Genomic DNA, 23,874 nt, shown 5'->3' with positions numbered 1-23,874 from the left:
CGATGCCCCGCGCCCTGCTGCTCGGGATCGACGGCGCGACGTTCGACGTCCTCGACCCGCTGATGCGCGACGGCACGATGCCGTTCCTCGCCCGGCTCGTCGACGACGGCGTGCGCGCACCGCTCATGTCGACCGCCCTGCCGCTGACGGCGCAGGCCTGGCCGTCGTTGATGACCGGGCGCAGCCCGGGCCACCACGGCCTGATCGACTTCGTCCGCTTCCAGCCGGCGCCGGCCGGCGGCGGCACCTTCCGCTTCACGACCTCGCGCGACCTGGCCTCCGAGACGGTGTGGACGCGAGCCGCGCGCCAGGGCCGCACCGCCACGGCGCTGAACTTCTTCGGCCTCTACCCGCCGCTGCCCATCGACGGCCACTCGATCGGGGCCTTCATCCCGTGGCGCCACCTCAAGGACGCGGTCCACCCCCCGGAGCTGTACCGGCGCCTGCAGGACCTCCCCGGGTTCGCCAAGCGCGAGCTCGCCATGGACCACGAACTCGAGAAGAAGTGCCTGCAGGGCCTGGCCGAGGGCGAGACCCGCGGCTGGATCGAGCTGCACACCCGGCGCGAGCGCCAGTGGCTGACGATCCTGCGCCATCTGCTCACCACCGAGCCCAGCGACGTCGTCGCGGTCGTCTTCGACGGCACCGACAAGCTGCAGCACGCGTGCTGGCGGTTCATCGACCCGCGCCTGCAGCCGGTCGACCCGACTCCCGACGAGCGCGAGATCCGCGCCCTGTGCCTGGACTACTTCCGTCAGCTGGACGCGATCCTCGCCGAGGTCGTCTCGCTCGCGGGTCCCGACGCGCGGACGTTCGTCGTGTCCGACCACGGCTTCGGGCCGACGAACGAGGTCTTCTACGTCAACACCTGGCTCGAGCGGCAGGGGCTGCTGACGTGGGCGCCGGGAGCGGCGCAGGATCGCGGGGACCGGCTGTCGGAGGACCGTGTCCGCAGCCTCGTCGAGCTCGTCGACTGGGACGCCACCCGGGCGTTCGCCGTCACCCCGAGCAGCAACGGCATCTACCTGGCGGCCGGCAGCGAGCACCTCGCGCCCATGATCGCCGAGCGTCTCCTCGCGTTCCGCGACCCCGTCTCCGGAGGTCAGGTGGTGACCGAGGTCCGCCGGCGCGAGGACGCCTATCCGGGTCCGTGCGCGGATCGCGCCCCGCATCTCCTGCTGACGCTGCGCGACAGCGGATTCGTGTCCGTCCTGCCGGCGGCCGCCCCGCTCGTCCCGCGCGCCACGGTCGCCGGCACCCACCGCCCGGAGGGCATCTTCGCGGCCTGCGGCCCCGGCATCGCCCGGGGCATCAGCGTCCCGCCGCTGTCCATCCTCGACGTCGCGCCGCTGCTGCTGCACAGCCTCGGCCTTCCCGTCGACGACGACCTCGAGGGCCGGGTGCCGACCGAGATCTTCGCGCCCGGCGTGCTGGGCCGGGAGCCGGTGCGAGCCGGCGCGCCGTTCGCCGCCCCCCACGTCGTCGCGGGCGACGGGGACGACGGCGCGCTTCCCGGTCAGGAGCTGGTCGAGGACCGGCTGCGCGCCCTGGGCTACTTCGAATGACGCCGGACGCCGTCCGTGCCCTTCGTCGACGCCAACGGCACCCGCCTCTTTCACCGGACGAGCGGGGAGGGTCCCGACGTCGTGCTCATCCACGGCCTCGGCGCCAGCCATGCGTTCTGGTACCCGAAGGTCGCCGCGGAGCTGGCCCGCCATCACCGCGTCACCGCCTACGACCTGCGCGGCCACGGCCGCAGCGCGATGCCGGCCTCCGGCTACGGGGCGGCGGCGTGGGTCGCGGACCTCGAAGGCCTCCTCGACGCGCTCGGGATCCGGGGGGCGCAGCTCGTCGGCCACAGCTGGGGCGGCCTCATCGCGCTGGAGACCGCCCTGCGGGCGCCTCGCCGCGTCGCGGCGATCGTGGTCGCCGACAGCCGCCTGGTACCCGCCAGGCGCCGGCCGGGACGCGACGCGCTCGACCACCGCTCGCTCGAGCGCCTGGCCCGGGCGGGCACGGCGCCGCCGGCGGCGGCCGGCGGTGCGTTCCGGCCGTTCGGCGGGTGGGGCATGGGCCGTCGCAGCGCCCAGCGCTGGCTGGACCTGCTGGCGGCGACGTCCGCCGAGCGGGAACTGGAGCGCCCCGGGTTCGCCACCACGGCGCAGCTCAGCGGCGTCCGTCAGCCGGCGCTTGCGATCTACGGCGAGCGATCGTTCGCGCTGGCGAGCGGGCGGCGGTTGGCGGACACGGTCCCGGACTGCCGGCTCGTGGTCCTGCCGCGCGTCGGGCACTTCCACCCCGCCGTCAGCCCCGACGCGTTCCTGGCGTCCGTCGACGGCTTCCTGCGGCGATGAGCGCCGGCCTGACCGCCGCGGAGTTCCGGCCGATCGGCGTGGGCGGCTTCGGCGACGGCGGCAACGCCTACGCCCACACGATGGCCTGGTTCGGGGGCCGCCTGTTCGTCGGCGCGACGCGCCACAACCTCGCGCTGCTGCGAATGCACAACCCTCCGCCGCTCGATCCCTGGCCCGTCCCGGTTCCGCCCGACGTCTACGACCTCGACCTTCGGGGCCGCATCCTGTCGCTGGACCCCGCGTCCGGCGCGGCCCGATGGGCCCTGGTCGCGCCGATGGTCGACGGGCGCGACGGCCGGCCGGTCCCGCGCGACATCGGCTATCGCGGCATGACCGTCGTGCCCGCCACCGACGGCCGGCCCGACGCGCTGTACGTGACGACGTGGTCGCCCGCACGCTCCCAGCGGCCGCCGCTGCTGCTGCGCACGCACGACGGCGAGCGCTTCGAGCCCGTCGGCACCGTCGGCGCCGACGCGGGCATCAGCACGTTCCGCGCGCTGGCCGCCGCCGGCGATCGCCTGTTCTGCGCCCCGACGGGCCGGCGTCAGGGGCGGGCCAACGTCGCGGCCGGCGCGACCGTCCTCGAGAGCCGCGGCCTCGGCGCCGGCCCGTGGCGCCCGGCCGCGCCGCCTGGATTCGGCGACCCCACGAACGCGACGGTCTTCGAGCTGACGGTGTTCGCCGGCGAGCTCTGGGCGGGGACGCTGAATCCCGTCCACGGCCTCGAGCTGTGGCGGGCGCCGCTGACGGACGACGGGCTGAGCTGGACGCGTGTGCTCGTCGACGGCGCCTACCGGGGCAACCTCAACGAGATCGCGGTGAGCCTGTGCCCGTTCCGCGGCGCCCTCTACGTCGGGACGGGCATCCAGGGCGGCGGCCTGGACCGCGCGCACGACGTCGGCCCCGCCGCGGCCGAGCTGCTGCGCGTCCATCCGGACGGCAGCTTCGAGCTCGTCATGGGCGAGAGGCGGCGCACCCCCGTCGGCCTGCGCGCGCCGCTCAGCGGCATGGGCCCCGGCTTCGACGATCCCTTCAACGGCTATCTGTGGCGGATGGCCGAGCACGACGGCTGCCTGTACGCCTCGACGTACAACTGGTCCGTGCTGGCGCCCTACCTGCCGCTCGATCGCGCCCCCGCGGAGCTCGGCGCGGCACTCGGCGGCCGGGACCTGCGCACCGTCGCGGCGCGCTCGCCCGGGGGCTTTCAGCTGTGGCGCACCGCGGACGGAGTGCGCTGGGAGCCGGTCACGCGCGACGGCTTCGGCAACCCGTACAACTTCGGCGCGCGCTCGCTCGTCTCGACCCCGCACGGGCTCTTCGTGGGCACCGCGAACCCGTTCGGCCCGCACATCGCGGTCCACGACGACCGCCGCTGGGCCTACCGGGCCAACCCGCGCGGCGGCTGCGAGGTCTGGCTCGGGAGGGCGTGAGATGCGCGTCCTGCTCACCGGAGCGACGGGGCTCGTCGGGCGGCCGGTGCTCGATCGGCTCCTGCACCAGGGGGCCCGGGTCACGGTGCTGGCCGTGGCCGACACCGTGCGCAAGCTGCCCGGCCACGACGCGCTGGACGTCGTGACCGGTGACCTCCAGGCGCCCGACCGGCTGGCCGCGGCGGCCCGCGGCGTCGAGGTCGTCGTCCACGCTGCCGGTGCGCTGCCCGGCTCGTCGCCCGCCGAGCTCGAGCGCGTCAACGTCGAGGGGACGGAGAACCTGCTGCTCGCCGCCGCCGAGGCGCGCGTCCGGCGTTTCGTCCTGCTCAGCTCGACCGCCGTGTACGCCCCGGCGCCGCCGCGGGCGTGGCCCGTCGCCGAGGATCACCCGCTCGGCCCGGCCCGCCCGCCGTCCATCGCCTACGGGCGGTCGAAGATCGCCGCGGAGGGACTCGTGACGCGCTTCCGGCGCCGGCACCATCTCGAGTGCGCGATCCTGCGCCCGTCCACCGTGTACGGGGCCGGCGCGCAGCGGCCGCTCGAGCTCGTCGCCGAGCTGCGCGACAACCCCGGGGCGGCCCTGCGCTCCCCCCTGGCCGGCGTCGCCATGCAATGGGTCCATGCGAACGACCTCGCCGACGCCGTCCTCGCCGCCACCGCGCCGGGCGTCGGCTGGGCGGTGTGCAACGTCGCGGGCGGCGAGCTGTTCGACCTTCGCGCGCTCGCGCGCACGGTGCACGGCCTCGACCGCCGGACGGGACGGCTCGCCGCCGCCCTCCTCCACGCGCCGGCGCTGCCGTCGCTGCCCCTGCGCTACGACCTGAACCGCGCCGCGCGGCTCCTCGGCTGGCGACCCACGACCCGGTTGCGGGACGGGCTCGCCCCCCTGCTCAACGACGAGCCGGCCGTGCGAGCGCAGCCGCCAGCCGCGCACGTGTGAGCCCCGGGTCGACGACCTCGTCCACCAGTCCGGCCGCGCGGGCCGCGCCGACCGACAGGTGCTGCTCGCCGTACCGGCGCGCGTGTCCGTCGAGCGCCGCGCCGGGGTCCACGGCCGCGGCGATGTCACGCCGGCCGAGGATCCGGGCGGCGGCGCGCGCGCCCATGATGCCGATCTCCGCGCTCGGCCACGCGAACGTGACGGTGGCCCCCAGTCCCGCGGAGTTCATCGCGATGTACGCGCCGCCGTAGGCCTTGCGCAGGATCACCGTCGCGCGCGGCACCGGCGAGGCGGCGAACGCGCGGACCAGGCCGGCGCCGTGGCGGATGATGCCGTTGGTCTCCTGACGGCGCCCGGGCATGAACCCCGGCGTGTCCACGAGCACGACGAGCGGCACCCCGAACGCCGTGCAGGCGTCCACGAACGCGGCGCCCTTGCGCGCCGCCTCGGCGTCGAGGATCCCGCCGAGCGAGCGCGGCTGGTTGGCGACCACGCCGATCGACTGCCCGCCCAGCCGGGCGAACGCGGTGACGAGGTTCGTCGCCCAGCCCGGCGCGATCTCGAGCAGTCGTCCGCCGTCCACGATCGTGCGCGCCACGTCGCGGATGTCGTAGACCCGGCGGGGATCGCGCGGGACGAACGCATCCGGCCGCCCCGGCGCCGGGGCGGCGGCCGGCTGCTGCGGCACGGCGCCTCCGGCATGCGACGGAAGATGGCCCAGGAGCTCCTGGACGACCGTGATCGCCTCGGCCTCGTCCTCGGCGACGACGTGGCAGACGCCGTTGCGCTCGTGCACGCGGGCCCCGCCCAGCTCCGCGGGCGCCACGTCCTCGCCGAGCGCTTCCCGCACGACCCGCGGACCGGTGAGGAACATGGTCGCGTCGCGCGTCATGACGATGAAGTCGGTCAGGGCCGGCGAGTAGCACCCGCCGCCCGCCGCCGTGCCGGTGACGACGGACACCTGCGGCACGACGCCTTGACCGGCGACGTCCTCGAAGAGGATGCGCGCGTACGCGTCGAGGCCGAGGGCGCCCTCCTGCAGCCGCGCCCCCGCGGACTCGACGAACCCGACCACGGGCACGCCGTCGCGTCTGGCGCGGCGCAGCGTGGCCACCACCACGTCGGCCTCCGCCGCGCCGACCGAGCCGCCCGCGACGGCGGCGTCGTGGGCATAGCAGGCGACCGGCCGGCCGCCGACGTCGCCGGCGGCGCCGAGCACCGACGGCACCGGCCCGCCCGCGGGCACCTCGTCCAGGCGCAGCGTCCCCGGATCGCACAGCAGCCGCAGGCGCTCGGCCGGGCGCAGGCGCACCGGTGCGGGCGGCGCGGCGGCGGGGCGCGCGGCGGCCGGAGCGCTCACAGCAGCGTCGTCCCCTGCATCGCGCCGGGCACCGGCTCTCCCAGGAGCTCGAGGATGGTCGGCGCCACGTCGAGCAGGCTGCGCGGCGCTCCGGGCCCTGGCGCGACGCCGTCGCCCGCGATCACGTAGAGCCCATCGGGCGCGTGGTTGGCGTCGTCGGGGCCGGTGTCGTTCTCGAGCCGGTGCAGCGAGCCGGTGCCGACCAGCCCGATGCTGCGCCAGTGCAGTCCTCCGAAGTACACGAGCAGGTCCGGGCACACCCCGGCGCGCTCGCCGTAGAGCTCCTCGCCGGCGTGAGCGACCGTCGGGTCGGGCATCGGCCGGCCCTCGTGATCCTCGATCGCCTGCAGCCCGGCCCGGAGGTCGTCGCAGACGCGGTCGAGCGCGGCGGGCGCGACCGCGCCCTCCCGCTCCCGGCCGGCCACGTTGACGAACAGCCGGCAGTAGTAGCCGCCCTCCCCCCACGCGGTCGTCCGGCGCCAGTCGACGTCCTCGGGGCGCAGCGGGCGCGGGGTCGCCGGCTCGTCGTGCAGCACGAGATAGCCCTCGCGGCGCAGCCACTCGTTCACGCACACCCCACCGTCCATGCGCATGGCCCCGTGGTCGGACACGACGAGCACCGCCGTGTCCTCGCCGGCGCGCTCGACGAGCTCGCCGAGGCGGCGGTCGACGCGGCGGTAGTAGTCGAGCATCGCGCCCTCGAGCCGGTGGCCCGGCTCGTGCAGCCGGTGCTCGGGATCGATGAAGCGCCAGAACCCGTGGTGCATGCGGTCCGTGCCGATCTCGACGAGGAAGAACAGGTCCCACGGGCGCGTCTCGAGCAGGTGCGCGGCGACACGGAACCGCCGGTCCGTCATGTCCTCGATGTCGGCCAGCAGCCGGTCCTTGTCGTCGGTGCGGAAGGGGACGTCGACGACGTACTCGCCGACGAGAGCCTCCAGCTGCGGCGCGAGATCCGCCGGATGGGTGTAGCGGTGCGCCCGGGTGTCCGGGGTCAGGAAGCAGGAGACCATCGCGCCGTCGATCTCCTGCACCGGCCAGGTCGGCGGCACCCCGACGGCGACCGTCGGACGCCCCCGGCCCGAGAGGATGTCCCACAGGCGGGGCGCGTGGATCGCGCGCGAGTCCGCCAGCGCGAGGCCGTAGTCGTCGTGGCCGGGCCGGTTGCGAAAGCCGTACACGCCGAGCGCTCCGGGATCGCGCGACGACGTCATGCACGCCCACGCCGGAACGGTGATCGGCGGGTCGCAGCTGCGCAGCACGCCGTGGCGTCCCCGGCGCGTCAATGCCCGCAGCGCCGGGAGCTCGTCGAGCCAGCGGTCGAACAGCAGCTCGGGCGCGGCGCAGTCCAGGCCGATGACGAGCACCCGGCGCGCCATCAGCGATGCCTCGCTGCGCCCGAACGGTCCACACGTCATGTCTAATGGGCCGCTGCCTTCCTGCGGCCGGGATGGAGCAGACATGGACGTTTGGGGGGCAAGCCTTCACGTGATGTCTCGCCACGCGATTTCGATTGGCGTAGTGTGCGAAAACAGAACGCAACCGATAAACCGCGTGGCAGGCGCGGGGTTCGGGTGGCCCGCGGGCGGGAGGAAGCGAGTCGGCCGATGCGGACGCTCAAGACGAGTGAGGCGGCGGCGCTGCTGAACGTGAGTGCCAACACGCTCCGGGCGTGGGAGGAGCGGTTCGGCTATCCCCGGCCCCAGCGGTCTCCGGGGCGTCACCGCCTCTACGCCTACGCCGAGATCGACGCCCTGCGCGGGGCGCTGCAGGAGGGGCTCTCGGCGTCCTCGGCGGTCAGCGTGCTGCGCGACTCGGTGAGCACGGACGTGCTCGCGCTCGTCACGGCCCTGACGTCGTTCAAGCGGACCCGCGCGGACGCGGTGATGGAGGCGTCCCTGGCGATCGGGTCGCTCGAGCACGCGGTCGACGGCATCCTCCTCGAGGCGCTGCAGGCGGTCCTGCGGCGCAAGGGCGCGACGAGCGCGTCGTGGGCGTTCGCGCTCGGCTGGGCGACCGACTGGCTGCGCCGGACCCAACGGCTCGTCGCGGTACCCGACCAGCACGGCGCCCTCATCATCGGCGACGCGACCGACGGGCCGACCGACGGAGACGCGGCGCAGATGCGGGCGCTCGAGCTCTTCTGCGCCCGCGCCGGCATCGACACCCTGTCGCTGCCGGTGCGCGCGATCGGCGCACTGCACGAGGCGCTGGCCGCGATCCGGCCCGACGTCGTGGTCGTGGCCGGGTCCGGACCGGACGAGGACGTGGCTCGCTGGATCTACGCCGTCCGTTCGGCGACGACCGTGCGCCGGGTCGCCTACTTCTTCCGTCCCCGCTCGTATCCGACGCCGTCGCGCGCCGTCTCGCTGTCGGCGTCGGCCAGCGAGGCCCAGCGCGAACTGGCGGCGATGCTGCAGGAGCACAGCGTCGAGGACGAGCTCAGCGATCTGGCGAACGGGCGCGCGTCCGCCGCTGCAGCTCCGCGATCAGGTCCTCGAGCGCTGGATCCGGCACGGGCTCGCTGACCTGCACCCGGTGCCGGCGATCGCCCTGGCGGACCTCGATCGTGTAGGTGCGTGCATCCGCCGCCAGGCCGTGGGGATCGCCCACCCGCGCCGGGAGGGCGAAGAAGCGGGCCCGCTCGACCAGCTCGGTGAGCGCCGCGGCGTCCGCGGGCGGCAGCGCGCCGGTCTCGACGACGCCCGCGGCCCGCCGTCCGGGGAAGTACCCGAAGCCGCCCTGCCGTTCGAACTCGATCCGCATCCCCGCGCCCTCGCCACGCCGATGGTACCCGTGAGCACGCCCGACCGGGCGGGTCTCGTATCGTGCGCGTTCGTGCCGATGCGTCTGCTCTCCGGCCGGTCCACGTCCGCGCCCCGCACCGCCGCCCAGCAGGTCCGCCGTGCGCTGGCGGCCGTGGCCGGGGGCCGGTTCGCGGCCCTGCCGTTCCCGCTGGTCTTCTGGGACGGCAGCGTGCTGCCCGCCGCGGCCGGCCCCGCGGATGCTCCGGCGATCCACGTCGAGCGCGAGGCGCTCGGACAGCTCCTGCACGAGCCCAATCAGCTCGGGCTCACCCGCGCGTTCGTGACCGGGCAGCTGCGCTTCGACGGCGAGCTGCGCGAGGCGCTGGCGCTGCGCAACCGCTTCGGCGGCGCGTCGCTGAGCCCGCGCGAGCTCGCCGCGGTCGGCGCGCTGGCGCTGCATCTCGCGGGCGTCGACGCGCTGCGCCCGCCGCGCGTACCCGACTGCGAGCTCCGTCCGCGCGGCCACCGCCACTCCCTGCGCCGCGACCGCGACGCCGTCCGCCACCACTACGACGTCTCCAACGCGTTCTACCGCCGCCTGCTCGGCCCGACCCTCGTGTACTCGTGCGCCTACTTCGAGGACCCCGACGACCCCCTGGACGCTGCGCAGGAACGCAAGCTCGAGCGCATCTGCCGCAAGCTGCGCCTCGAGCCCGGAGAGCGGCTGCTCGACATCGGCTGCGGCTGGGGCTCGCTGGTCCGCCACGCCGCCGAGCACCATGGCGTGCGTGCGGTCGGCATCACGGTGTCCGAGCGGCAGGCCGAGCTGGCCCGCGAGCGCGTGCGTGACGCCGGCCTGGCCGACCGGGTCGAGATCCGCGTCGCGGACTACCGCGAGGTCGCCGACGGCCCGTACGACAAGATCGCCTCGGTCGGCATGTACGAGCACGTCGGCCGGGCGCAGCTGGGCGCGTACGCCGGGCAGATCGCGGCGCTGCTGCGCCCGGGCGGCCTGGCGCTCAACCACGGCATCTCGAGCCTCGCCTCCTCCCCCGCCGGCGCCAAGTCGCTCATCCAGCGCTACGTCTTCCCCGACGGCGAGCTGCAGCCGGTCGCCGACGTCGTCGCCGCCCTGCAGCGCGCCGGACTGGAGACCCGCGACGTCGAGTCGATGCGCGAGCACTACGCGCTCACGCTCTGGCGCTGGCTCGACAACCTCGAGGCCCACCGGGAGGCGATCGTCGCCGAGGTCGGCATCGAGCGGCTGCGCGTCTGGCAGCTCTACATGACCGGCTCGGCCCTCGCCTTCGAGGACGGCGACATCACGATCTACCAGGTGATCGTCGCCCGCGACGGCGCTGCGCACGGGCTGCCGCTGAGCCGCGGCGACCTGGCCGCGGATGCGCGCGCGGTCGCCCCCGGCGACGGACGCGCGTAGCCGGCGCGGTCAGCCCGCCGCGTACGGCGGGACGTTGCGCGACAACGCCGAGCGCGGGTCGTCGGGCTGGGGCGGCTGCGGCCGGGACTCGGTGACCGGCTTCGTCTCCGCCGGATCCTCCACCGGCTTCCAGCGGCCCGTCGGGTCGAGCTGCATCCTGACCACCGGGCGCCCGTCGGGCGTCGGGGGCCCGCCGGCGGTGGGCCGGCGATCTCGCTCGTAGCGGGCCATGGCCTCAGGATAGGGGTCGCGCCCGGGCGGGACGCGGGTTCTTCGCGGTCAGCCCGCGGCCGACAGGTCGACGATGCGGGCGCCGAGGGCGCCGAGCTCCGCGAGTGCGCGCTCACCGTCGCCCGGCCGGACGTCGACGGGCCGCACGGCGGACGTGTCGACGGTCACCGCGAATCCGGCGCCGATCGCGTCCCGGGCGGTGTGCAGCACGCAGTAATCGGTCGCCAGCCCGACGACCGTGACCGCCGTGATGCCGTGCTCTCGCAGCACCTCCAGCATGCGCGGCGACTCGAACCCGGAGTAGCCGTCGTCCTGCGGCCGCACGCCGGCGTCGACGATCACGGCGATCCGCGACCGGTCGAGCTGCGGCGACAGCTCGGCGCCGGGCGTGCCCTGGACGCAGTGCGGCGGCCACGGGCCGCCCTGCTCGCGAAACGAGCGATGGTCGGGCGGGTGCCAGTCGCGCGTGGCGACGACGAGCGCGAATGCGTCATCGCGGGCCAGCGCGTTGATCCGGCGGGCGATGCCATCGCCTCCGGCCACCGCGAGCGCGCCGCCGGGCGGGAGGAAGTCGCGCTGGTAGTCGATGATCAGCAGGGCGTCGGCCATGCGCGCATTGTCGCTCAGCGGGTGGCACGCCACTCTCGGTACGAAGACATCAGTCAGTGCTTATATAAGGGATCACTGATAACCTCTTCCCCGTGCACGCGTTCGACGTCCTCGGCGACCCGGTCCGGCGGCGCATCCTCGAGCTCCTCGTCACCGGCGAGCAGTCCTCGGGGGCGCTGACCGAGCACATCCGGGCCGAGTTCGGCATCTCGCAGCCCGCCGTCTCCCAGCATCTGCGGGTCCTGCGCGAATCCGGCTTCGCCACCGTGCGCCCCGACGGGGCGCGCCGGCTCTACGCGGTCGATCCCGAGCCGCTGCAGGACCTCCACGCGTGGCTCGATCGGTTCCGCGCGCTCTGGACGCCGCACCTCGACGCCCTGGAGACCGAGCTCGCCCGCGGGCGCCGTCAGCGCCGCCTGCGCGAGTCCACCAACCCCGACCCCCACCAAGGGAGCAGCCCATGATCGACGTCGTCCACCAGATCAGCAGCGTCCGCCGCCAGGTCGGCCGCCGCACGCTCGAGGCCGGCGAGGCCCGCACCGTCACCGTCTCGCGGGTCTACGACACGCCGCTCGAGGATCTGTGGGACGCCTGCACGAACCCGGAGCGCATCCCGCGCTGGTTCCTGCCCGTCTCCGGCGACCTGCGCCCGGGCGGGCGCTACCAGCTGCAGGGCAACGCCGCCGGAACCGTCGAGCGCTGCGACCCGCCGCGCGGCTTCTTCGCGACCTGGGAGTACGGCGGCGAGGTCAGCTGGATCGAGCTGCGCCTCACGCCCGACGGCGCGGACTCCACGCGCTTCGAGCTGGAGCACATCGCGCACGTCGACGACGAGCGCTGGGCGCAGTTCGGCCCGGGCGCGGTGGGCGTCGGCTGGGACCTCGGGCTCATGGGGCTCGCCCTCCACCTGGCGAACGGCGGCGAGCCGGTCGATCCGCAGGCGTTCACGGCGTGGAGCGCGTCGGAGGACGGGCGGAGGTTCATGACGCAGGCCAGCGATCGGTGGGCGCAGGCGAGCATCGAGGCGGGCACCGATCCCGCGGCCGCCCGCGAAAGCGCCGCCCGGACGACCGGGTTCTACACGGGCGCGCCCGCCTCCTGACCGGCCGCTGAGCGGGCGGTCGCCTTGAAGAACGTGTAGGTGAACACCCCGTCGGGCTCGGTCGTGCGGTGCAGGTCGCGGATGCCCGCGTCGAAGCGCTCCGGCTCGATCAGCCCGGCGGCCAACGCGCCGTCGCGCGCGCCCTCGACCATCGCAGTGAACGTCCGGCGCGTGAAGCCGTCGACGAGCTGCGGCCGGCTGGCGTCGACATAGACCATCCGCGGCGACACGGCGACCTCGGCGAACCCCGCCTCCACCAGCAGCGGATACAGCCGGCGGCCGATGAGCGCGTCGCCGCCGGCGGCGCGCTGCAGCCTCACCAGCGCGTCGATCGCGTCGCACGCCGCGGCGCCGGCCGGGTGCATCGTCGCGGAGCCGTGGTCGCCCTCGATCACGGTGATCGTGCCGCCGGGGCGCAGGAGCCCGCGCAGCGCCTCGAGCGCCTCGACGGGACGTTCGAGATGCTCGAGCACGAAGCACACGAAGACGTGGTCGAACGTCCAGCCGGCGGGCAGCGAGAACAGGTCCGCCCGGCGAAAGCCGACGTTGCGCATCCCGGCGCGCTCGACGGCGGCGCGCGCCGCGCCCACAGAGTCCGCGGACACGTCGATCGCCGTGAAGTGCGCGCGCGGGCTGCGGCGGGTCAGCTCGACGGTCTGCGCGCCCACGCCGCAGCCGACCTCGAGCACCGCGCTTCCCTCCGGGTAGCCGGTGTCGTGGTGCAGCAGGTCGGCGAGCGTGCCGGCCTGATCGCGCAGGCGGTCGGCTTCGCGGTCGTCGTAGCCATGGACGTACGCCCGCTGCCCCTCGCCCATCATCGCGCCTCCTTGCCGTCGGGGTCGGTGCGCGGCCGACCGTACCGGTCCGGCGCATCGTTCGCCTCCACAACGCTCCGCCTGCGCCGGGTGGCGCCCGGGCACCGGGTGCACGAGAGTCGGTCGATGACCACCGCATCGCAGGTCCTTCCGTTCCTCGAGCTCAATCGCACGATCAGCGACGCGGGCCGCGAGTGGCAGCGCCGCGCGCGGGAGTTCGCGCGCGACGTCGTCGCGCCCACCGGCGTAGCGCTCGACCGCATGGACGCCGCTGACGTCGTCGCCGACGGCTCGCCGTTCTGGGACTTCCTCGCCCAGGCCCATCGCGAGGGGTTCACGAAGCTGAGCGGACCCGCGGAGCTCGGCGGGCTCGGGCTGTCGCGCCTGGAGGAGTTCCTCGCCATGGAGGAGATCACCACGGGCGACGCCGGCCTCTCCGCCGTCCTGTTCCTCGCCCCGTTCTCGGCCGCGTTCGCCTACCAGCTCGGCAGCCCCGAGCTCGTCGAGGAGATCGCGCGGCCGTACTTCTCCGGCGCCGACCCGCGCCTGCACAGCTGCTGGGCGATCACCGAGATGGGCCACGGCTCGGACATGCTCACCGGCCATACGCCGAGCCTGGTGAGCGACGCGCGCGGCGACTGCGTCGCGCACCGCGACGGCGACGGCTGGGTCATCGACGGCGCGAAGTCGACGTGGGTGTCCTCGGGCGCCACCGCGACCCACGTCACCCTGTACTGCGGCATCGACGGCGAGCCGCTGGACCGCGGCCTGCTCGCCGTCCTGCCGACGAACCTGCCGGGCATCAGCCAGGGCCCGCCGATCGACAAGCACGGGCTGCGGGCGCTCAACCAGGGCCAGGTCGTCTTCGACGGCGTGCGCCTGCCCGCCCATTACGTCCTCATGGGCCCCGACGACTTCAGCATCGCCGTGCACTCGGTGCACACGCTGGCGAACGTCGCGGTCGCGATGCTGGCGATCGGGACGGGGCGCGCCGCGTACGAGGGCGCGCTGAAGTGGACGGGCGAGCGCATCGCCGGCGGCCGCGCGCTCGCCGAGCACCAGCTCACGAAGAACCGCCTGTTCCGGATGTTCATGGCGCTCGAGGCGGGCCGTGCGCTGACCCGCGCGGTCTACACCTACAACTACGGCGAGGGCGACGAGGGCCGCCTCGGCTCCCTGCAGCACTCGGTCGCCGCGAAGGTCTTCGTGACCGACGCGTCGATGGCGCTGTGCGAGGAGGCGCTGCAGCTCTGCGGCGCGCGCGGCACGCTGCGCGAGGGCGTGGAGTTCGCCGACGGCAGCCGCTTCCATCCCGAGAAGCTGATGCGCGACGCGAAGTCCTACCGGATCGCGGACGGCGAGAACACGTTCCTCGAGCTCATCGGCGGCTCGCACATCGTGGCCGAGATGCAGGCCGCGCAGGCGGCCGCCGAGGTTCCCTCCGCGGTCTGAGACGCGGTCGTGGCGCGATGACGGCGCACATCGCCGTCAACGCGCCACGCCGCGCGGCGGGGTGCCTCAGCGCGCGGTCGTGGCGCGGTGACGGCGCTCATCGCCGTCAACGCGCCGCGCCGCGCGGCGGAGTGCCTCAGCGCGCCGCGACCAGCGCCTGCTCGTCGCTGTAGATCTCGCCGCGCTCGGCCTTCTCGACCAGCGAGGCGGGCGGCTCGAAGCGGTCGCCGTACGTGGCCGCCAGCTCCCGGGCCCGCTTGACGAAGCCCTGCGGGCCGCCGGCGTACCCGTTGATGTACTGCAGGACGCCACCGGTCCAGCCCGGGAACCCGATGCCCATGATCGAGCCGATGTTCGCGTCGGCGACCGACTCGATCACGCCCTCATCGAGGCACTTGACCGTCTCGATCGACTCGATGAACAGCATCCGCTCCTCGAGGTCGCGCAAGTCGAGCGCCGACGGGTCCGCCACCGGCGGGAAGGCCTGGCGCAGCCCGGGCCACAGCCGGGTGCGCCGGCCGTCCTCGTACTCGTAGAAGCCGCGCCCCTCGAGCTTGCCCGGCCGGTCGTGCTCGTCCAGCATGCGGTCGATGACCTGGGTCGCGCCCGGAGAGTCCCAGCCCCCGGCCGTCTCCGCCGCCGCCTCCGCCGCCACGCGGATCTTGCGCATGAGCTTCAGATTGAGCTCGTCGGAGAGCTGGAGAACCGGCGCGGGGTAGCCGGCCTGCGACGAAGCCTGCTCGATCGTCTGCGCCGGCACGCCCTCCGTGAGCATCGAGATGCCCTCGTTGATGAACGTGCCGATCACCCGCGACGTGAAGAAGCCGCGCGAGTCGTTGACGACGATCGGGGTCTTCGAGATCTGCTTGGCCACGTCGAGCGCGCGGTAGACCGTCTCGTCGCTCGTCTGCTCGCCCCTGATGATCTCCAGCAGCGGCATCTTGTCCACCGGGCTGAAGAAGTGCAGCCCGATGAAGTCCGCCGGCCGCGACACGCCCTCGGCGAGCTTCGTGATCGGCAGCGTCGACGTGTTCGAGCCCAGCAGCGCGTTCGGCGCCAGGTGCGGTTCGATCTCGGCGAAGACCTGCGCCTTGACGCCCGGGTCCTCGAAGACCGCCTCGATGACGAGGTCGGCGCCCGCGGCGTCGGCGGGGTCCGCGGTCGCCGTGATGCGCGCCAGCAGCGCGTCGCCCTTCTCCTGGGTGGTCTTCCCGCGCTCGACGCCCTTGGCCACGAGCTTCTCCGAGTAGGACCGGCCACGCTGCGCCGCCTCCAGCGAGACGTCCTTGAGCACGACCTCGATGCCCGCCTTCGCGCACACGTACGCGATCGCGGCGCCCATCATGCCGGCGCCGAGCACGACGACCTTCCTCGCCTCGAACCGCTCGATCCCGTCCGGGCGCCCGCGGTCGCCGTTGACGCGCTGGAGGTCGAAGAAGAACGCCTGGATCATGTTCTTGGCCACCTGCCCGGTGACCAGGTCCACGAAGTAGCGGCCCTCGATCTCGCTCGCGTTGTCGAAGTCGACCTGCGTGCTCTCGACCGCCGCGGCCATGATGTGGTGCGGCGCCGGGTAGTTGGCGCCCTTGATCTGCTTGCGCAGGTTCGCCGGGAACGCGGGCAGGTTCATCGCGAGCTTCGGCGTCGCCGGCGTGCCGCCCGGGATCTTGTAGCCCTTGGCGTCCCACGGCTGGCCGGCGAAGTCCTCGCCCTGCGCCGCGATCCACGCCTTCGCGGCGGGGATCAGGTCCTCGCGCGCGGTGACGATCTCGTCGACGATGCCCGCCTCGAGCGCCTGCGCCGGACGCAGCCGCTGGCCCTGGAGCAGGAGCTTCATGAGCGCGTCGACGATGCCGATCATGCGCACGGTGCGCACGACGCCGCCGGCGCCGGGCAGCAGCCCGAGCTGGACCTCCGGGAAGCCGACGACCGCCTTCGGGTCGTCGACGACGACGCGGTGGTGGCAGGCCAGGGCGATCTCCAGGCCGCCGCCGAGGGCCGCGCCGTTGATCGCCGCGACGACCGGCTTGCCCAGCGTCTCCAGGCGCCGCAGGACGGCCTTGTTCTCGCGCACGAACGTGGCGATCTCGCCCGCCTGCTCCTTCGTCGCCTTGCGCAGGTCGTTGAGGTCGCCGCCCGCGAAGAAGGTCTTCTTCGCGGAGGTGACGATCACGCCCGCGATGTCGGCGCGCTCGGCCTCGAGGCGGTCGACGGTGGCGAGGATCGACGCCGCGTAGGCGGCGTTCATGGTGTTCGCCGACTGGCTCGGGTCGTCCATGGTCAGGACGACGATCCCGTCGTCGCCCTTGTCCCAGCGGATGGTGGTGGACTCGGCCATGATCAGATGGCCTCCACGACCGTGGCGATGCCCATGCCGCCGCCGACGCACAGCGTGGCCAGGCCGTAGCGCCCGCCGGTGCGGTGCAGCTCGTCGACGAGCGTGCCGAGGATCATGCCGCCGGTGGCGCCGAGCGGATGGCCCATCGCGATCGCGCCGCCGTTGACGTTGACCTTCTCCATGTCGAGGCCCATGTCGCGCACGAAGCGCAGGACGACCGCGGCGAACGCCTCGTTGATCTCGACGAGGTCGAGGTCCTCGACCCCGATGCCCGCCTTCTGCAGCGCCTTGCGCGACGCGGGCGCCGGGCCGGTGAGCATGATCGTCGGGTCCGAGCCCGAGACCGCCGTGGCGAGGATCCGCGCGCGCGGCGTCAGGCCCAGCTCCGTGCCGGTCTGCTCGTTGCCGATCGCCAGCAGCGAGGCGCCGTCGACGATGCCCGACGAGTTGCCGGGGGTGTGGACGTGGTCGATCTTCTCGATCCAGTGGTACTTCTGCAGCGCGACGGCGTCGAAGCCGCCCATCTCGCCCATCGCGGCGAACGACGGCTTGAGCCCGGCGAGCGTCTCGACGGTCGTGCCGGGGCGGATGAACTCGTCGTGGTCGAGGACGACCTGGTCGTTGATGTCCTTGACCGCGACCACCTGATCCTTGAACCTGCCCTCGGCCTGCGCGGCCGCGGCGCGCTCCTGCGAGCGGGCGGCGTAGCGGTCGACGTCCTCGCGGCTGAACTCCTCGACGGTCGCGATGAGGTCCGCGCCGACGCCCTGCGGGATGAACGCGGTGTCGTAGGCGGTCTCGGGGTCCATCGCCCACGCGCCGCCATCGCTGCCCATCGGCACGCGCGACATCGACTCGACGCCGCCGGCGAAGACGAGGTCCTCCCAGCCCGAGGCGACCTTCTGCGCGGCGATGTTGACGGCCTCCAGGCCGGAGGCGCAGAAGCGGTTGAGCTGGACCCCGGCGACCGTGTCGGGCAGGCCGGCCTTGATGGCGGCGGTCTTGGCGATGTCGGCGCCCTGGTCCCCGATCGGCGTCACGCAGCCGAGGACGACGTCGTCGACGCGCTTGGGATCGAGGCGCTCGTTGCGGATGAGCATCTCGTGCATGAGGCCGACGACGAGGTCGACGGGCTTGGTCGCATGCAGGGACCCGTTGCTCTTGCCCTTGCCGCGCGGGGTGCGGATCGCGTCGAACACCAACGCGTCGGTGGCTGCCATTCGGTGCTCCTGGTTCGGATCGAGATCGGAAGCTGAGGCGAACGGTAGCAGCGAAACATTCGTTCGTGAACGCAAGTTGCGCTACCGTCCGCCGCCCGCGATGGCCCAACAGTCCGACACCCTCCCCCGCACCCAGGCCGAGCGCAGCGCCGCAACGCGCGAGGCGCTGCTGGACGCCACCCTCGAGTGCCTCGTCGAGGTGGGCTTCGCGAACACGACGACCGCCCGGGTCGCCGAGCGCGCGGGCCTGTCGCGCGGCGCGCACCTGCACCACTTCCAGACGCGCGACGCGCTGCTCGCCGCCGCCGCCGCGCACCTGACCCACCGCCGCCGTGCGCAGCTCTCGACGGCCGCGGACAAGCTGCCGTCGGGGCCCGACCGGGTCGCCGCGGGCCTCGACCTGCTGTGGCGCTCATACGCCAACCCGCTCTACCAGGCCGCGCTCGAGCTGTGGACCCACGCGCGCACCGACGACGAGCTGCGCGGCCAGCTCGTCCCCGTCGAGCGGGAGTTCGACCGCCAGACCCTGGAGCTCGCGCGCCGGCTGCTGCCCGACGCCGCCGGGCGCCCGGACTTCGAGCGGCTCATCGAGCTGTCGCTGGCGACGATCCGCGGGCTCGTGGTGCTCGACACGCTGCACCCCGACGGCGAGCGGGCGCGGCGGCAGTGGACGTACTGCCGCGCCCGGCTCACCGAGCTGTTCGCCGCCGGCTGAGCGCCGGGCGTCACCCCGGCGGCTGGTCGCCGAAGACGACCACCCCCTGGCTGCCCCCGGCGCCCTGCAGCGGCGCCGCCGGCGTGCAGTCGACGCCGGTGTGCGTGATCGTGCTGGGGCCCGAGAGCGTGATGCCGTTGACGGTCACGGTGTTGAGGCTCTGCGGGCAGTGGATCGGATAGCTGCCGTCGTAGAGGCCGGTGGCGCCGGCGGTCGTCGTCGCCGTCTGGGTGCCGTTCCACGCGTGCGTGAGCGCCGTGCTCGGCTTCACGCCCGCCCCACCCCACTGGACCGTGAAGTCCGGGTTGAAGCGGTCCCAGCGGATGCACGCGTACCAGGAGACGGCGACCTCGGTCTTCGCGGTCGTGCCCGACGCGGGCTTGGCGAACAGCGTGTACTTCGGATGGGCCGGGATCGCCGGGATGCTCACCGGCAGGTCGGTGATCATCCCGTTCGCGTCCGAGGTCACGTTGCCGAGCGCGACGTCGGGCCGGCCGGCCAGGGCAAAGCGCATCGCGTACTGCGTGCTCGCCTTCAGCCGCAGGCCGGTCAGGAGGAACTGGTTGAGGTTGAACGGCAGCAGCCCCGAGCAGGCGGCGGACGGCGACTGCGACGCGAGGAACGCCGCCGCCGGACGCGCCTTGATGAGCGGGTTGATCGCGATGAGGATCTTGCAGCTCTTGTAGGGGCCGGTCGCGGGCGCAGTCGTGTTGGAGCCCTTGACGACCACCTGCAGCTTCGGCGGCACGACGCCGCCCTTGTCCTTGGCCTCGACGACCTTCTTCCAGTCCGCGTCGGTCGGCGTGTAGGTCACCGCGGTCTGCGACGGCGACTCGAACAGCTTCGTGTCGAAGTTCTCGCTCCAGAACTGGACCGTGAAGCTGTTCAGGCGGTTCGACGGTCCCGCGCCGTTGGGCGTCCAGGTGAACGTTGGCGGCGTGTCGGGCTTGAGGACCGCGCCGTTGGCGGGCGCCGTGATCTTCGGCGCCACCGCCTGGGTGGTCAGCATGCAGCCGTAGTCGTTGGAGTGCAGCACCTTCGCAGCGTCCACGGGCTCGGAGTCGTCGAACTTCGCGGCGGCGTCGGCGGCCATCAGGGGGGCGAGCGCGGCGGAGAACGTCGTCGCCCCGGCGGTCTTCAGCGTGCTGATGATCAGCGTGTCGGCGATGCCGAGCGCGCCGTCGTTGTAGATGTGCCACAGGGCGCGGGAGACCGTGAGCTCGTTGTCCTCCCCCAGGCTCGCCTGGCCGGCGTTCGTGGCCTGGGCGATGTGGAGCGTGGCGTCCTCGGTGTCGTCGTAGAAGGTGTCGCCCGCCTTCGGGATGTTCATCGCCTTGACCCCGAGGACGTTCTGGGCGGAGATGGCGAAGTACGTCGCGAAGCCCTCGCTCCAGGCGAGCTTGACGCCGCCGTCCTTGCCGATGGTCTCGCCGAGGTTCTGCGACGAGCTGTGCGATCCGCCCGGGCTGGCGTTGAAGGCCATCTTGCGCGAGACGAAGTGCCCGTACTCGTGGAGCATGACGTCCCAGTCGTAGCGGTCGAGCTTGAGGACCTGCGCCACGCCGGTCGACGCGTTGAAGTTCGTCCCGTTCGCGTTCGGGAACGACGCGGTGATCGCGCCGAGCGTCGCGCCGCCGTTGACGCGCTTCGTGTAGGCCACCGCGGTGGTCAGCATGTCCGCGACGTCGAACGCGGTGTTGTTGTCGTCGGTCTTGTTCGCCGTGAGGTTGACGGTCAGCGCGGCGCCGGTCGCCGTGACCGGGGTCGACTGGATGATGTGGGGGACCGACGCTCCGACGCCCTTGACCTGGAAGCCCTCGCCCTGGGCGAACGCCTTGACGAACGGCTTGCGCGGCTGGCCGTCGGCGCGCTTCGTCGTGAAGGTCGCGTTGTAGCGGCCGCGGTTGTCGGTGGTCAGCGACGCGAGCAGCGCGCCGTTCGTCGTGCCGTCGGAGTCGCGGACCTCGACCTTGATCGTGCGCGCGGCGTGCAGCGAGTCGTTGACCGCGGTGTACCGGATGGTGCCGGCGATCGGGGTGTTGACCGGCGGCGTGGCCGGCGCGGGGCCGTCGGCGTGAACGTCCTGCTCGGCGCCGCCGCTGCGCAGGGCCGCCAGCCGGCGCGCATAGGCGGCGTCGCCGAGCTTCGCGCGCTCGAAGCCGAGGGCGGCCTCGCGCGCGTCGAGCATGCCGCTGCGCGAGACGGCGACCCGGCCGGCGCCGGTCGCGACGTCGAGCTCGACGGCGGCGGAGACCGGGTTGCCGGCGCCGTCGATCCCGGTGGCCTCGGCGTGCAGCGTCCCCCGGCCGTCGCCGGTGACGGTGAACGGCACGCCCGCGGCGCGCGTGCCCGCGGGCAGGTCGCCCAGCTCCCGGCGGGCGGGGCCGCCGAGCACGATCGGCCCGGTCGCCGTGACGGTGACGGCGACGCCGGTCAGCGGCTCGCCGGCGAGCAGTTCGACCGAGCTGTCGATGCCCTGCCCCACGTCGGCGGCCGCGACGGGCGCGGTCCACGTCGCCGTGAGCGACTGGGCCTCGGCGTCCGCACTCGGCGCCGCGATGATGAGCGTGGCGGTCGCGGCGATCGTCGCCGCGGCAGCCGCCAGCCGCCGGTGAGCTTGCATCCGTGTCCCGCCTTCCGTGAGGGTCCCGCGCCTCTGCCCCTGCCAAGTCCCGCGTGGCGACCGTACCACCGGCGCCGGTGGCGGCGCAAACGGCCGCGATGCCGCGCTCCGCAGCGCCCGAGCGTCCCGGCGAACCCCCGGCCCGGGGCGGGCGGCTCGTCTACGGCTGATCGAGGCCGAGCAACTGCTCGAGCACTCCCTGCAGCGCCGTGCGGGGGTCGTCGACGCGCGAGCGGCTGCGCCACGCGACGTGGCCGTCCGGGCGCACGAGCAAGCAGCCGTCCTCCTCGACCTCGCGGGCGCGCGCCCAGTCGTCGTAGGTGTCGAGCACCTCGCGCCCCGGCCCGATGACGTACGCCGCGATCTCCACGCCGGTCGCGCCGGCCACCGCCGCCGCCGCATCGACCCAGCCATCGCCGCCGATGCCGGTCAGCAGGCAGAAGCGACCCTTGCCGGCCAGATCGTGCGTGCTCACGCGGGCGGCGCGGTGCTCGAGCCACGCGTGCGGCAGCCGGGCGCCCGGCCAGGTCGTGGGCGCGTAGTAGAGCTCGGGGTCGCGCTCGAACGGCGGCTCGGGGGTCCCGTCGGCCACCACCGCGCTCGACCGGTAGCGGTGGTTCATCTCGACGCCGTGCGCGTTGAACTCGTAGTTCTTGAGCTCGATCGCCTCGCGCAGCCGGCGCCGCTGCTCGGCGGCCTCGGGCGTCGCCTGCTTGCGCGCCTCGATGTTCGCCCGCATCTGCTCGGGGTCGCTCGTGTCGAGCAGGCCGAGCGCCTGGAAGATCGGCCCGAACTCGTCGATGCTCTGGTTCGCGCGCTTGACGATCTGCTCGCCCACCGGCGCGCGCTCGGCGTCGTAGCTGTCCAGCAGGGCCGGGGCGGCCTTGCCCTGCACCACCAGCGCCAGCTTCCAGGCCAGGTTGTACGCGTCCTGGATCGACGTGTTCGAGCCGAGGCCGTTGCTGGGCGGATGGCGGTGGCACGCGTCGCCCATGCAGAACACGCGGCCCTCGGCGTAGCGCTCCATCCAGGCGCGGTTGTTGGACCACAGCGACGTCGAGCGGATCGCGACGTCGATGGTGTCGTCGCCGACGAGGTTGTGCACGATCTCGATCGCGTGCTCGTCGCTGACCTCCGGCGGCGGCTCGTCGATGTCGTAGCCCCAGACGATGAGCCACTCGTGCCACGGACGCACCATCCGCACGAGCCCGAGCCCGATGCCGCCCACGTCCGACCCCGGCTGCAGAACCCAGTACAGGACGCTCGGCCGGTACGCGACGTAGCGCGACAGGTCGGCGGTGAAGACGATGTTCATGCTGCCCGCGACGTCCATCCGGCCCGCGAGCGGCAGCCCGACGTCCTGCGCCACCTGGCTGCGCCCGCCGTCGGCGCCGATGAGGTACTTCGCCCGGATGTCGTACGTGTGGCCGCCGAGGCGGTCGCGCACCGTCACAGTGACGCCCTCGTCGTCCTGGACGAGCCCGAGGTACTCCGTGTCGAAGCGGATCCGGCTGCCGCGCGAGGCGGCGTGGCCGAGGACGATCGGCTCGAGCAGGTCCTGCGGGAGGTCGACGTGCGTCGACGGGCTCGCCAGCGTGTAGTCGGCGAGCCGCGCCGGGTGGTTGCCCCAGGTGTGCAGCCGCGCGAGCTCCTCGCCGGCGAGGCTCGTGACGAACGGCGTCTGCCCCATCAGGTGCTGCGGCGTCGCCTTCTCGAGCACGTCGGCCTCGAGCCCGGCGTCGCGCAGGATCTCCATCGTCCGCTGGTTGGTGATGTGCGCCCTCGGCGTGTTCGCCGTCCAGCAGTACTTCGTGATGACGACGTTGTCGACGCCGAGCGAGCTCAGGAACAGGGCGGACGACGCGCCGGCCGGGCCGCTGCCGACGACGAGGACGTCCGTGGTCAGCGAGGCCGTCATCGGCTCACGAGCAGCCCTCGACGTAGTCGACCTCCGGCGTGCGGCCGCCCGCGATCTGGCGGATGACGCGCTTGCCGTCGGCGTAGAAGACGAGCTTGCGCCGCGGCCCGAACGTCACCCAGTAGTCGCGCGACTTCGGGTCGTACTTGCTCGGCTGGGAGCGCAGGCGCGAGCCGTAGGCGCGGCGCAGGTCGCGGGCGCGGTCGCCGACCTCGATGCCGGCGCGCGTGGAGATGCCGGCCTCGGCGACGTTGATGACGCGGATGCGCCCGTTCGTCGCGAGCACGGTGACGCCGAGGCTCTGCGGCGCCAGGCTGCCGATCCCGCACACGTCGTCGTTGGGGTCGAAGCTCTGGTAGTCGATGCGCTGGCCGGTGCGGTTCTGGGCCTGGGCGATCGTCATGTTCAGGCGCATCGAGCCGAGGCCGTTCTGCGTGATCCGCGATTTCGGGGTGATGGGCGCGGCGGAGGCGGCCGCGGGGATCAGGGCGGCCGTCGCGGCGGCGGCCGCGACGGTCACGAGGAGCTTGTGCATGCGCGGACCCTACGGATCTGCGGGGCCGGCGTCCGCAACTTCGTCGC

Annotated in this window: 21 protein-coding genes; 10 read left to right on the top strand and 11 right to left on the bottom strand. The window is 73.7% G+C overall.

From position 1 onward, the window contains the following. Window positions 1-2: 2 nt before the first annotated feature. From DSM104329_RS14180 to DSM104329_RS14165, 4 genes are read left to right on the top strand one after another with little or no spacing between them, the layout of a single operon-like run. Complete coding sequence (locus tag DSM104329_RS14180) at window positions 3-1,565, top strand: alkaline phosphatase family protein (RefSeq protein WP_259316094.1); 1,563 nt, start codon at window positions 3-5, stop codon at window positions 1,563-1,565. Window positions 1,566-1,580: 15 nt separating this feature from the next. Next, window positions 1,581-2,354 (top strand): alpha/beta fold hydrolase, encoded by a 774-nt coding sequence (locus tag DSM104329_RS14175; RefSeq protein ID WP_259316093.1) that lies wholly within the window; start codon window positions 1,581-1,583, stop codon window positions 2,352-2,354. Beyond that, a complete protein-coding gene (locus DSM104329_RS14170) occupies window positions 2,351-3,784 on the top strand; it encodes a hypothetical protein (protein ID WP_259316092.1) in 1,434 nt (477 codons plus the stop codon). Before DSM104329_RS14175 ends, DSM104329_RS14170 begins: the two co-directional genes overlap by 4 nt. 1 nt (window position 3,785) lies before the next feature. Next, window positions 3,786-4,724 (top strand): NAD-dependent epimerase/dehydratase family protein, encoded by a 939-nt coding sequence (locus DSM104329_RS14165; protein ID WP_259316091.1) that lies wholly within the window; start codon window positions 3,786-3,788, stop codon window positions 4,722-4,724. On the opposite strand, the gene DSM104329_RS14160 is transcribed toward DSM104329_RS14165, so the two are convergent. After that, window positions 4,675-6,084, bottom strand: coding sequence for an acyl-CoA carboxylase subunit beta (locus DSM104329_RS14160; RefSeq protein ID WP_259316090.1), 1,410 nt, complete (start codon window positions 6,082-6,084; stop codon window positions 4,675-4,677). The genes DSM104329_RS14165 and DSM104329_RS14160 overlap by 50 nt on opposite strands. Then, window positions 6,081-7,463: an alkaline phosphatase family protein gene (locus DSM104329_RS14155; RefSeq protein WP_259316089.1), complete on the bottom strand. Its 1,383-nt coding sequence runs from the start codon at window positions 7,461-7,463 to the stop codon at window positions 6,081-6,083. Before DSM104329_RS14155 ends, DSM104329_RS14160 begins: the two co-directional genes overlap by 4 nt. A 228-nt stretch (window positions 7,464-7,691) precedes the next feature. On the opposite strand from DSM104329_RS14155, the gene DSM104329_RS14150 reads away from it, so the two are divergent. Further along, window positions 7,692-8,612: a MerR family DNA-binding transcriptional regulator gene (locus DSM104329_RS14150; RefSeq protein ID WP_259316088.1), complete on the top strand. Its 921-nt coding sequence runs from the start codon at window positions 7,692-7,694 to the stop codon at window positions 8,610-8,612. Here the strand turns inward: DSM104329_RS14150 and DSM104329_RS14145 are convergent. Beyond that, a complete protein-coding gene (locus DSM104329_RS14145; RefSeq protein ID WP_259316087.1) occupies window positions 8,527-8,850 on the bottom strand; it encodes a protealysin inhibitor emfourin in 324 nt (107 codons plus the stop codon). The genes DSM104329_RS14150 and DSM104329_RS14145 overlap by 86 nt on opposite strands. Window positions 8,851-8,928: 78 nt before the next feature. On the opposite strand from DSM104329_RS14145, the gene DSM104329_RS14140 reads away from it, so the two are divergent. Next, window positions 8,929-10,269 carry an SAM-dependent methyltransferase gene (locus DSM104329_RS14140; protein WP_259316215.1) on the top strand — a complete coding sequence of 447 codons (1,341 nt, stop codon included), beginning with the start codon at window positions 8,929-8,931 and terminating at the stop codon, window positions 10,267-10,269. 9 nt (window positions 10,270-10,278) lie between these two features. On the opposite strand, the gene DSM104329_RS14135 is transcribed toward DSM104329_RS14140, so the two are convergent. Together DSM104329_RS14135 and DSM104329_RS14130 are read right to left on the bottom strand one after the other, a co-directional pair. Beyond that, window positions 10,279-10,500 carry a hypothetical protein gene (locus tag DSM104329_RS14135; RefSeq protein WP_259316086.1) on the bottom strand — a complete coding sequence of 74 codons (222 nt, stop codon included), beginning with the start codon at window positions 10,498-10,500 and terminating at the stop codon, window positions 10,279-10,281. 48 nt (window positions 10,501-10,548) lie between these two features. Next, the gene (locus DSM104329_RS14130; protein ID WP_259316085.1) at window positions 10,549-11,109 is read right to left on the bottom strand and encodes an isochorismatase family protein; all 561 of its coding nucleotides are present in this window, start codon (window positions 11,107-11,109) and stop codon (window positions 10,549-10,551) included. Window positions 11,110-11,201: 92 nt separating this feature from the next. On the opposite strand from DSM104329_RS14130, the gene DSM104329_RS14125 reads away from it, so the two are divergent. Together DSM104329_RS14125 and DSM104329_RS14120 are read left to right on the top strand one after the other, a co-directional pair. Continuing rightward, window positions 11,202-11,573 carry an ArsR/SmtB family transcription factor gene (locus DSM104329_RS14125; protein WP_259316084.1) on the top strand — a complete coding sequence of 124 codons (372 nt, stop codon included), beginning with the start codon at window positions 11,202-11,204 and terminating at the stop codon, window positions 11,571-11,573. Then, window positions 11,570-12,211, top strand: a complete 642-nt coding sequence (locus tag DSM104329_RS14120; RefSeq protein ID WP_259316083.1) for an SRPBCC family protein — start codon at window positions 11,570-11,572, stop codon at window positions 12,209-12,211. Before DSM104329_RS14125 ends, DSM104329_RS14120 begins: the two co-directional genes overlap by 4 nt. Here the strand turns inward: DSM104329_RS14120 and DSM104329_RS14115 are convergent. After that, on the bottom strand, window positions 12,187-13,029 hold the full coding sequence (locus DSM104329_RS14115; RefSeq protein WP_259316082.1) for a methyltransferase domain-containing protein: 843 nt from the start codon (window positions 13,027-13,029) through the stop codon (window positions 12,187-12,189). The genes DSM104329_RS14120 and DSM104329_RS14115 overlap by 25 nt on opposite strands. 123 nt (window positions 13,030-13,152) lie before the next feature. Between DSM104329_RS14115 and DSM104329_RS14110 the strand changes: the two genes are divergently transcribed. Beyond that, entirely contained in the window at window positions 13,153-14,478 is a 1,326-nt protein-coding gene (locus DSM104329_RS14110; RefSeq protein WP_259316081.1) for an acyl-CoA dehydrogenase family protein, read from the top strand. A 136-nt stretch (window positions 14,479-14,614) separates the two neighbouring features. On the opposite strand, the gene DSM104329_RS14105 is transcribed toward DSM104329_RS14110, so the two are convergent. Continuing rightward, a complete protein-coding gene (locus DSM104329_RS14105; RefSeq protein WP_259316080.1) occupies window positions 14,615-16,816 on the bottom strand; it encodes a 3-hydroxyacyl-CoA dehydrogenase NAD-binding domain-containing protein in 2,202 nt (733 codons plus the stop codon). A gap of 2 nt (window positions 16,817-16,818) precedes the next feature. Next, window positions 16,819-18,036 carry an acetyl-CoA C-acetyltransferase gene (locus tag DSM104329_RS14100; protein ID WP_259316079.1) on the bottom strand — a complete coding sequence of 406 codons (1,218 nt, stop codon included), beginning with the start codon at window positions 18,034-18,036 and terminating at the stop codon, window positions 16,819-16,821. A 100-nt stretch (window positions 18,037-18,136) separates the two neighbouring features. On the opposite strand from DSM104329_RS14100, the gene DSM104329_RS14095 reads away from it, so the two are divergent. Beyond that, window positions 18,137-18,751, top strand: coding sequence for a TetR/AcrR family transcriptional regulator (locus DSM104329_RS14095; RefSeq protein ID WP_259316078.1), 615 nt, complete (start codon window positions 18,137-18,139; stop codon window positions 18,749-18,751). Between the two features lie 10 nt (window positions 18,752-18,761). Here the strand turns inward: DSM104329_RS14095 and DSM104329_RS14090 are convergent, their stop codons facing one another. The 3 genes from DSM104329_RS14090 to DSM104329_RS14080 form a co-directional block, all read right to left on the bottom strand. After that, window positions 18,762-21,374 carry a hypothetical protein gene (locus tag DSM104329_RS14090; RefSeq protein WP_259316077.1) on the bottom strand — a complete coding sequence of 871 codons (2,613 nt, stop codon included), beginning with the start codon at window positions 21,372-21,374 and terminating at the stop codon, window positions 18,762-18,764. 160 nt (window positions 21,375-21,534) lie between these two features. After that, a complete protein-coding gene (locus DSM104329_RS14085) occupies window positions 21,535-23,292 on the bottom strand; it encodes an FAD-dependent oxidoreductase (protein WP_259316076.1) in 1,758 nt (585 codons plus the stop codon). Between the two features lie 4 nt (window positions 23,293-23,296). Then, on the bottom strand, window positions 23,297-23,827 hold the full coding sequence (locus DSM104329_RS14080; RefSeq protein WP_259316075.1) for a hypothetical protein: 531 nt from the start codon (window positions 23,825-23,827) through the stop codon (window positions 23,297-23,299). Window positions 23,828-23,874 lie beyond the last annotated feature (47 nt).

The organism is Capillimicrobium parvum (assembly GCF_021172045.1).
Classification (GTDB): Bacteria; Actinomycetota; Thermoleophilia; order Solirubrobacterales; family Solirubrobacteraceae; genus Capillimicrobium; species Capillimicrobium parvum.
Note: the sequence above shows the minus strand (reverse complement) of the source record. Positions and strands in the feature narration are given on the sequence as shown.

What these genes read in the sequence shown, in the direction of transcription:
- DSM104329_RS14180 (WP_259316094.1), top strand. Translation starts at nt 3, where the DNA reads ATGCCCCGCGCCCTGCTGCTCGGGATCGACGGCGCGACGTTCGACGTC.
- DSM104329_RS14170 (WP_259316092.1), top strand. Translation starts at nt 2,351, where the DNA reads ATGAGCGCCGGCCTGACCGCCGCGGAGTTCCGGCCGATCGGCGTGGGC.
- DSM104329_RS14165 (WP_259316091.1), top strand. Translation starts at nt 3,786, where the DNA reads ATGCGCGTCCTGCTCACCGGAGCGACGGGGCTCGTCGGGCGGCCGGTG.
- DSM104329_RS14155 (WP_259316089.1), bottom strand. Translation starts at nt 7,463, where the DNA reads ATGGCGCGCCGGGTGCTCGTCATCGGCCTGGACTGCGCCGCGCCCGAG.
- DSM104329_RS14150 (WP_259316088.1), top strand. Translation starts at nt 7,692, where the DNA reads ATGCGGACGCTCAAGACGAGTGAGGCGGCGGCGCTGCTGAACGTGAGT.
- DSM104329_RS14145 (WP_259316087.1), bottom strand. Translation starts at nt 8,850, where the DNA reads ATGCGGATCGAGTTCGAACGGCAGGGCGGCTTCGGGTACTTCCCCGGA.
- DSM104329_RS14140 (WP_259316215.1), top strand. Translation starts at nt 8,929, where the DNA reads ATGCGTCTGCTCTCCGGCCGGTCCACGTCCGCGCCCCGCACCGCCGCC.
- DSM104329_RS14135 (WP_259316086.1), bottom strand. Translation starts at nt 10,500, where the DNA reads ATGGCCCGCTACGAGCGAGATCGCCGGCCCACCGCCGGCGGGCCCCCG.
- DSM104329_RS14130 (WP_259316085.1), bottom strand. Translation starts at nt 11,109, where the DNA reads ATGGCCGACGCCCTGCTGATCATCGACTACCAGCGCGACTTCCTCCCG.
- DSM104329_RS14120 (WP_259316083.1), top strand. Translation starts at nt 11,570, where the DNA reads ATGATCGACGTCGTCCACCAGATCAGCAGCGTCCGCCGCCAGGTCGGC.
- DSM104329_RS14115 (WP_259316082.1), bottom strand. Translation starts at nt 13,029, where the DNA reads ATGATGGGCGAGGGGCAGCGGGCGTACGTCCATGGCTACGACGACCGC.
- DSM104329_RS14110 (WP_259316081.1), top strand. Translation starts at nt 13,153, where the DNA reads ATGACCACCGCATCGCAGGTCCTTCCGTTCCTCGAGCTCAATCGCACG.
- DSM104329_RS14105 (WP_259316080.1), bottom strand. Translation starts at nt 16,816, where the DNA reads ATGGCCGAGTCCACCACCATCCGCTGGGACAAGGGCGACGACGGGATC.
- DSM104329_RS14100 (WP_259316079.1), bottom strand. Translation starts at nt 18,036, where the DNA reads ATGGCAGCCACCGACGCGTTGGTGTTCGACGCGATCCGCACCCCGCGC.
- DSM104329_RS14095 (WP_259316078.1), top strand. Translation starts at nt 18,137, where the DNA reads ATGGCCCAACAGTCCGACACCCTCCCCCGCACCCAGGCCGAGCGCAGC.
- DSM104329_RS14090 (WP_259316077.1), bottom strand. Translation starts at nt 21,374, where the DNA reads ATGCAAGCTCACCGGCGGCTGGCGGCTGCCGCGGCGACGATCGCCGCG.
- DSM104329_RS14085 (WP_259316076.1), bottom strand. Translation starts at nt 23,292, where the DNA reads ATGACGGCCTCGCTGACCACGGACGTCCTCGTCGTCGGCAGCGGCCCG.
- DSM104329_RS14080 (WP_259316075.1), bottom strand. Translation starts at nt 23,827, where the DNA reads ATGCACAAGCTCCTCGTGACCGTCGCGGCCGCCGCCGCGACGGCCGCC.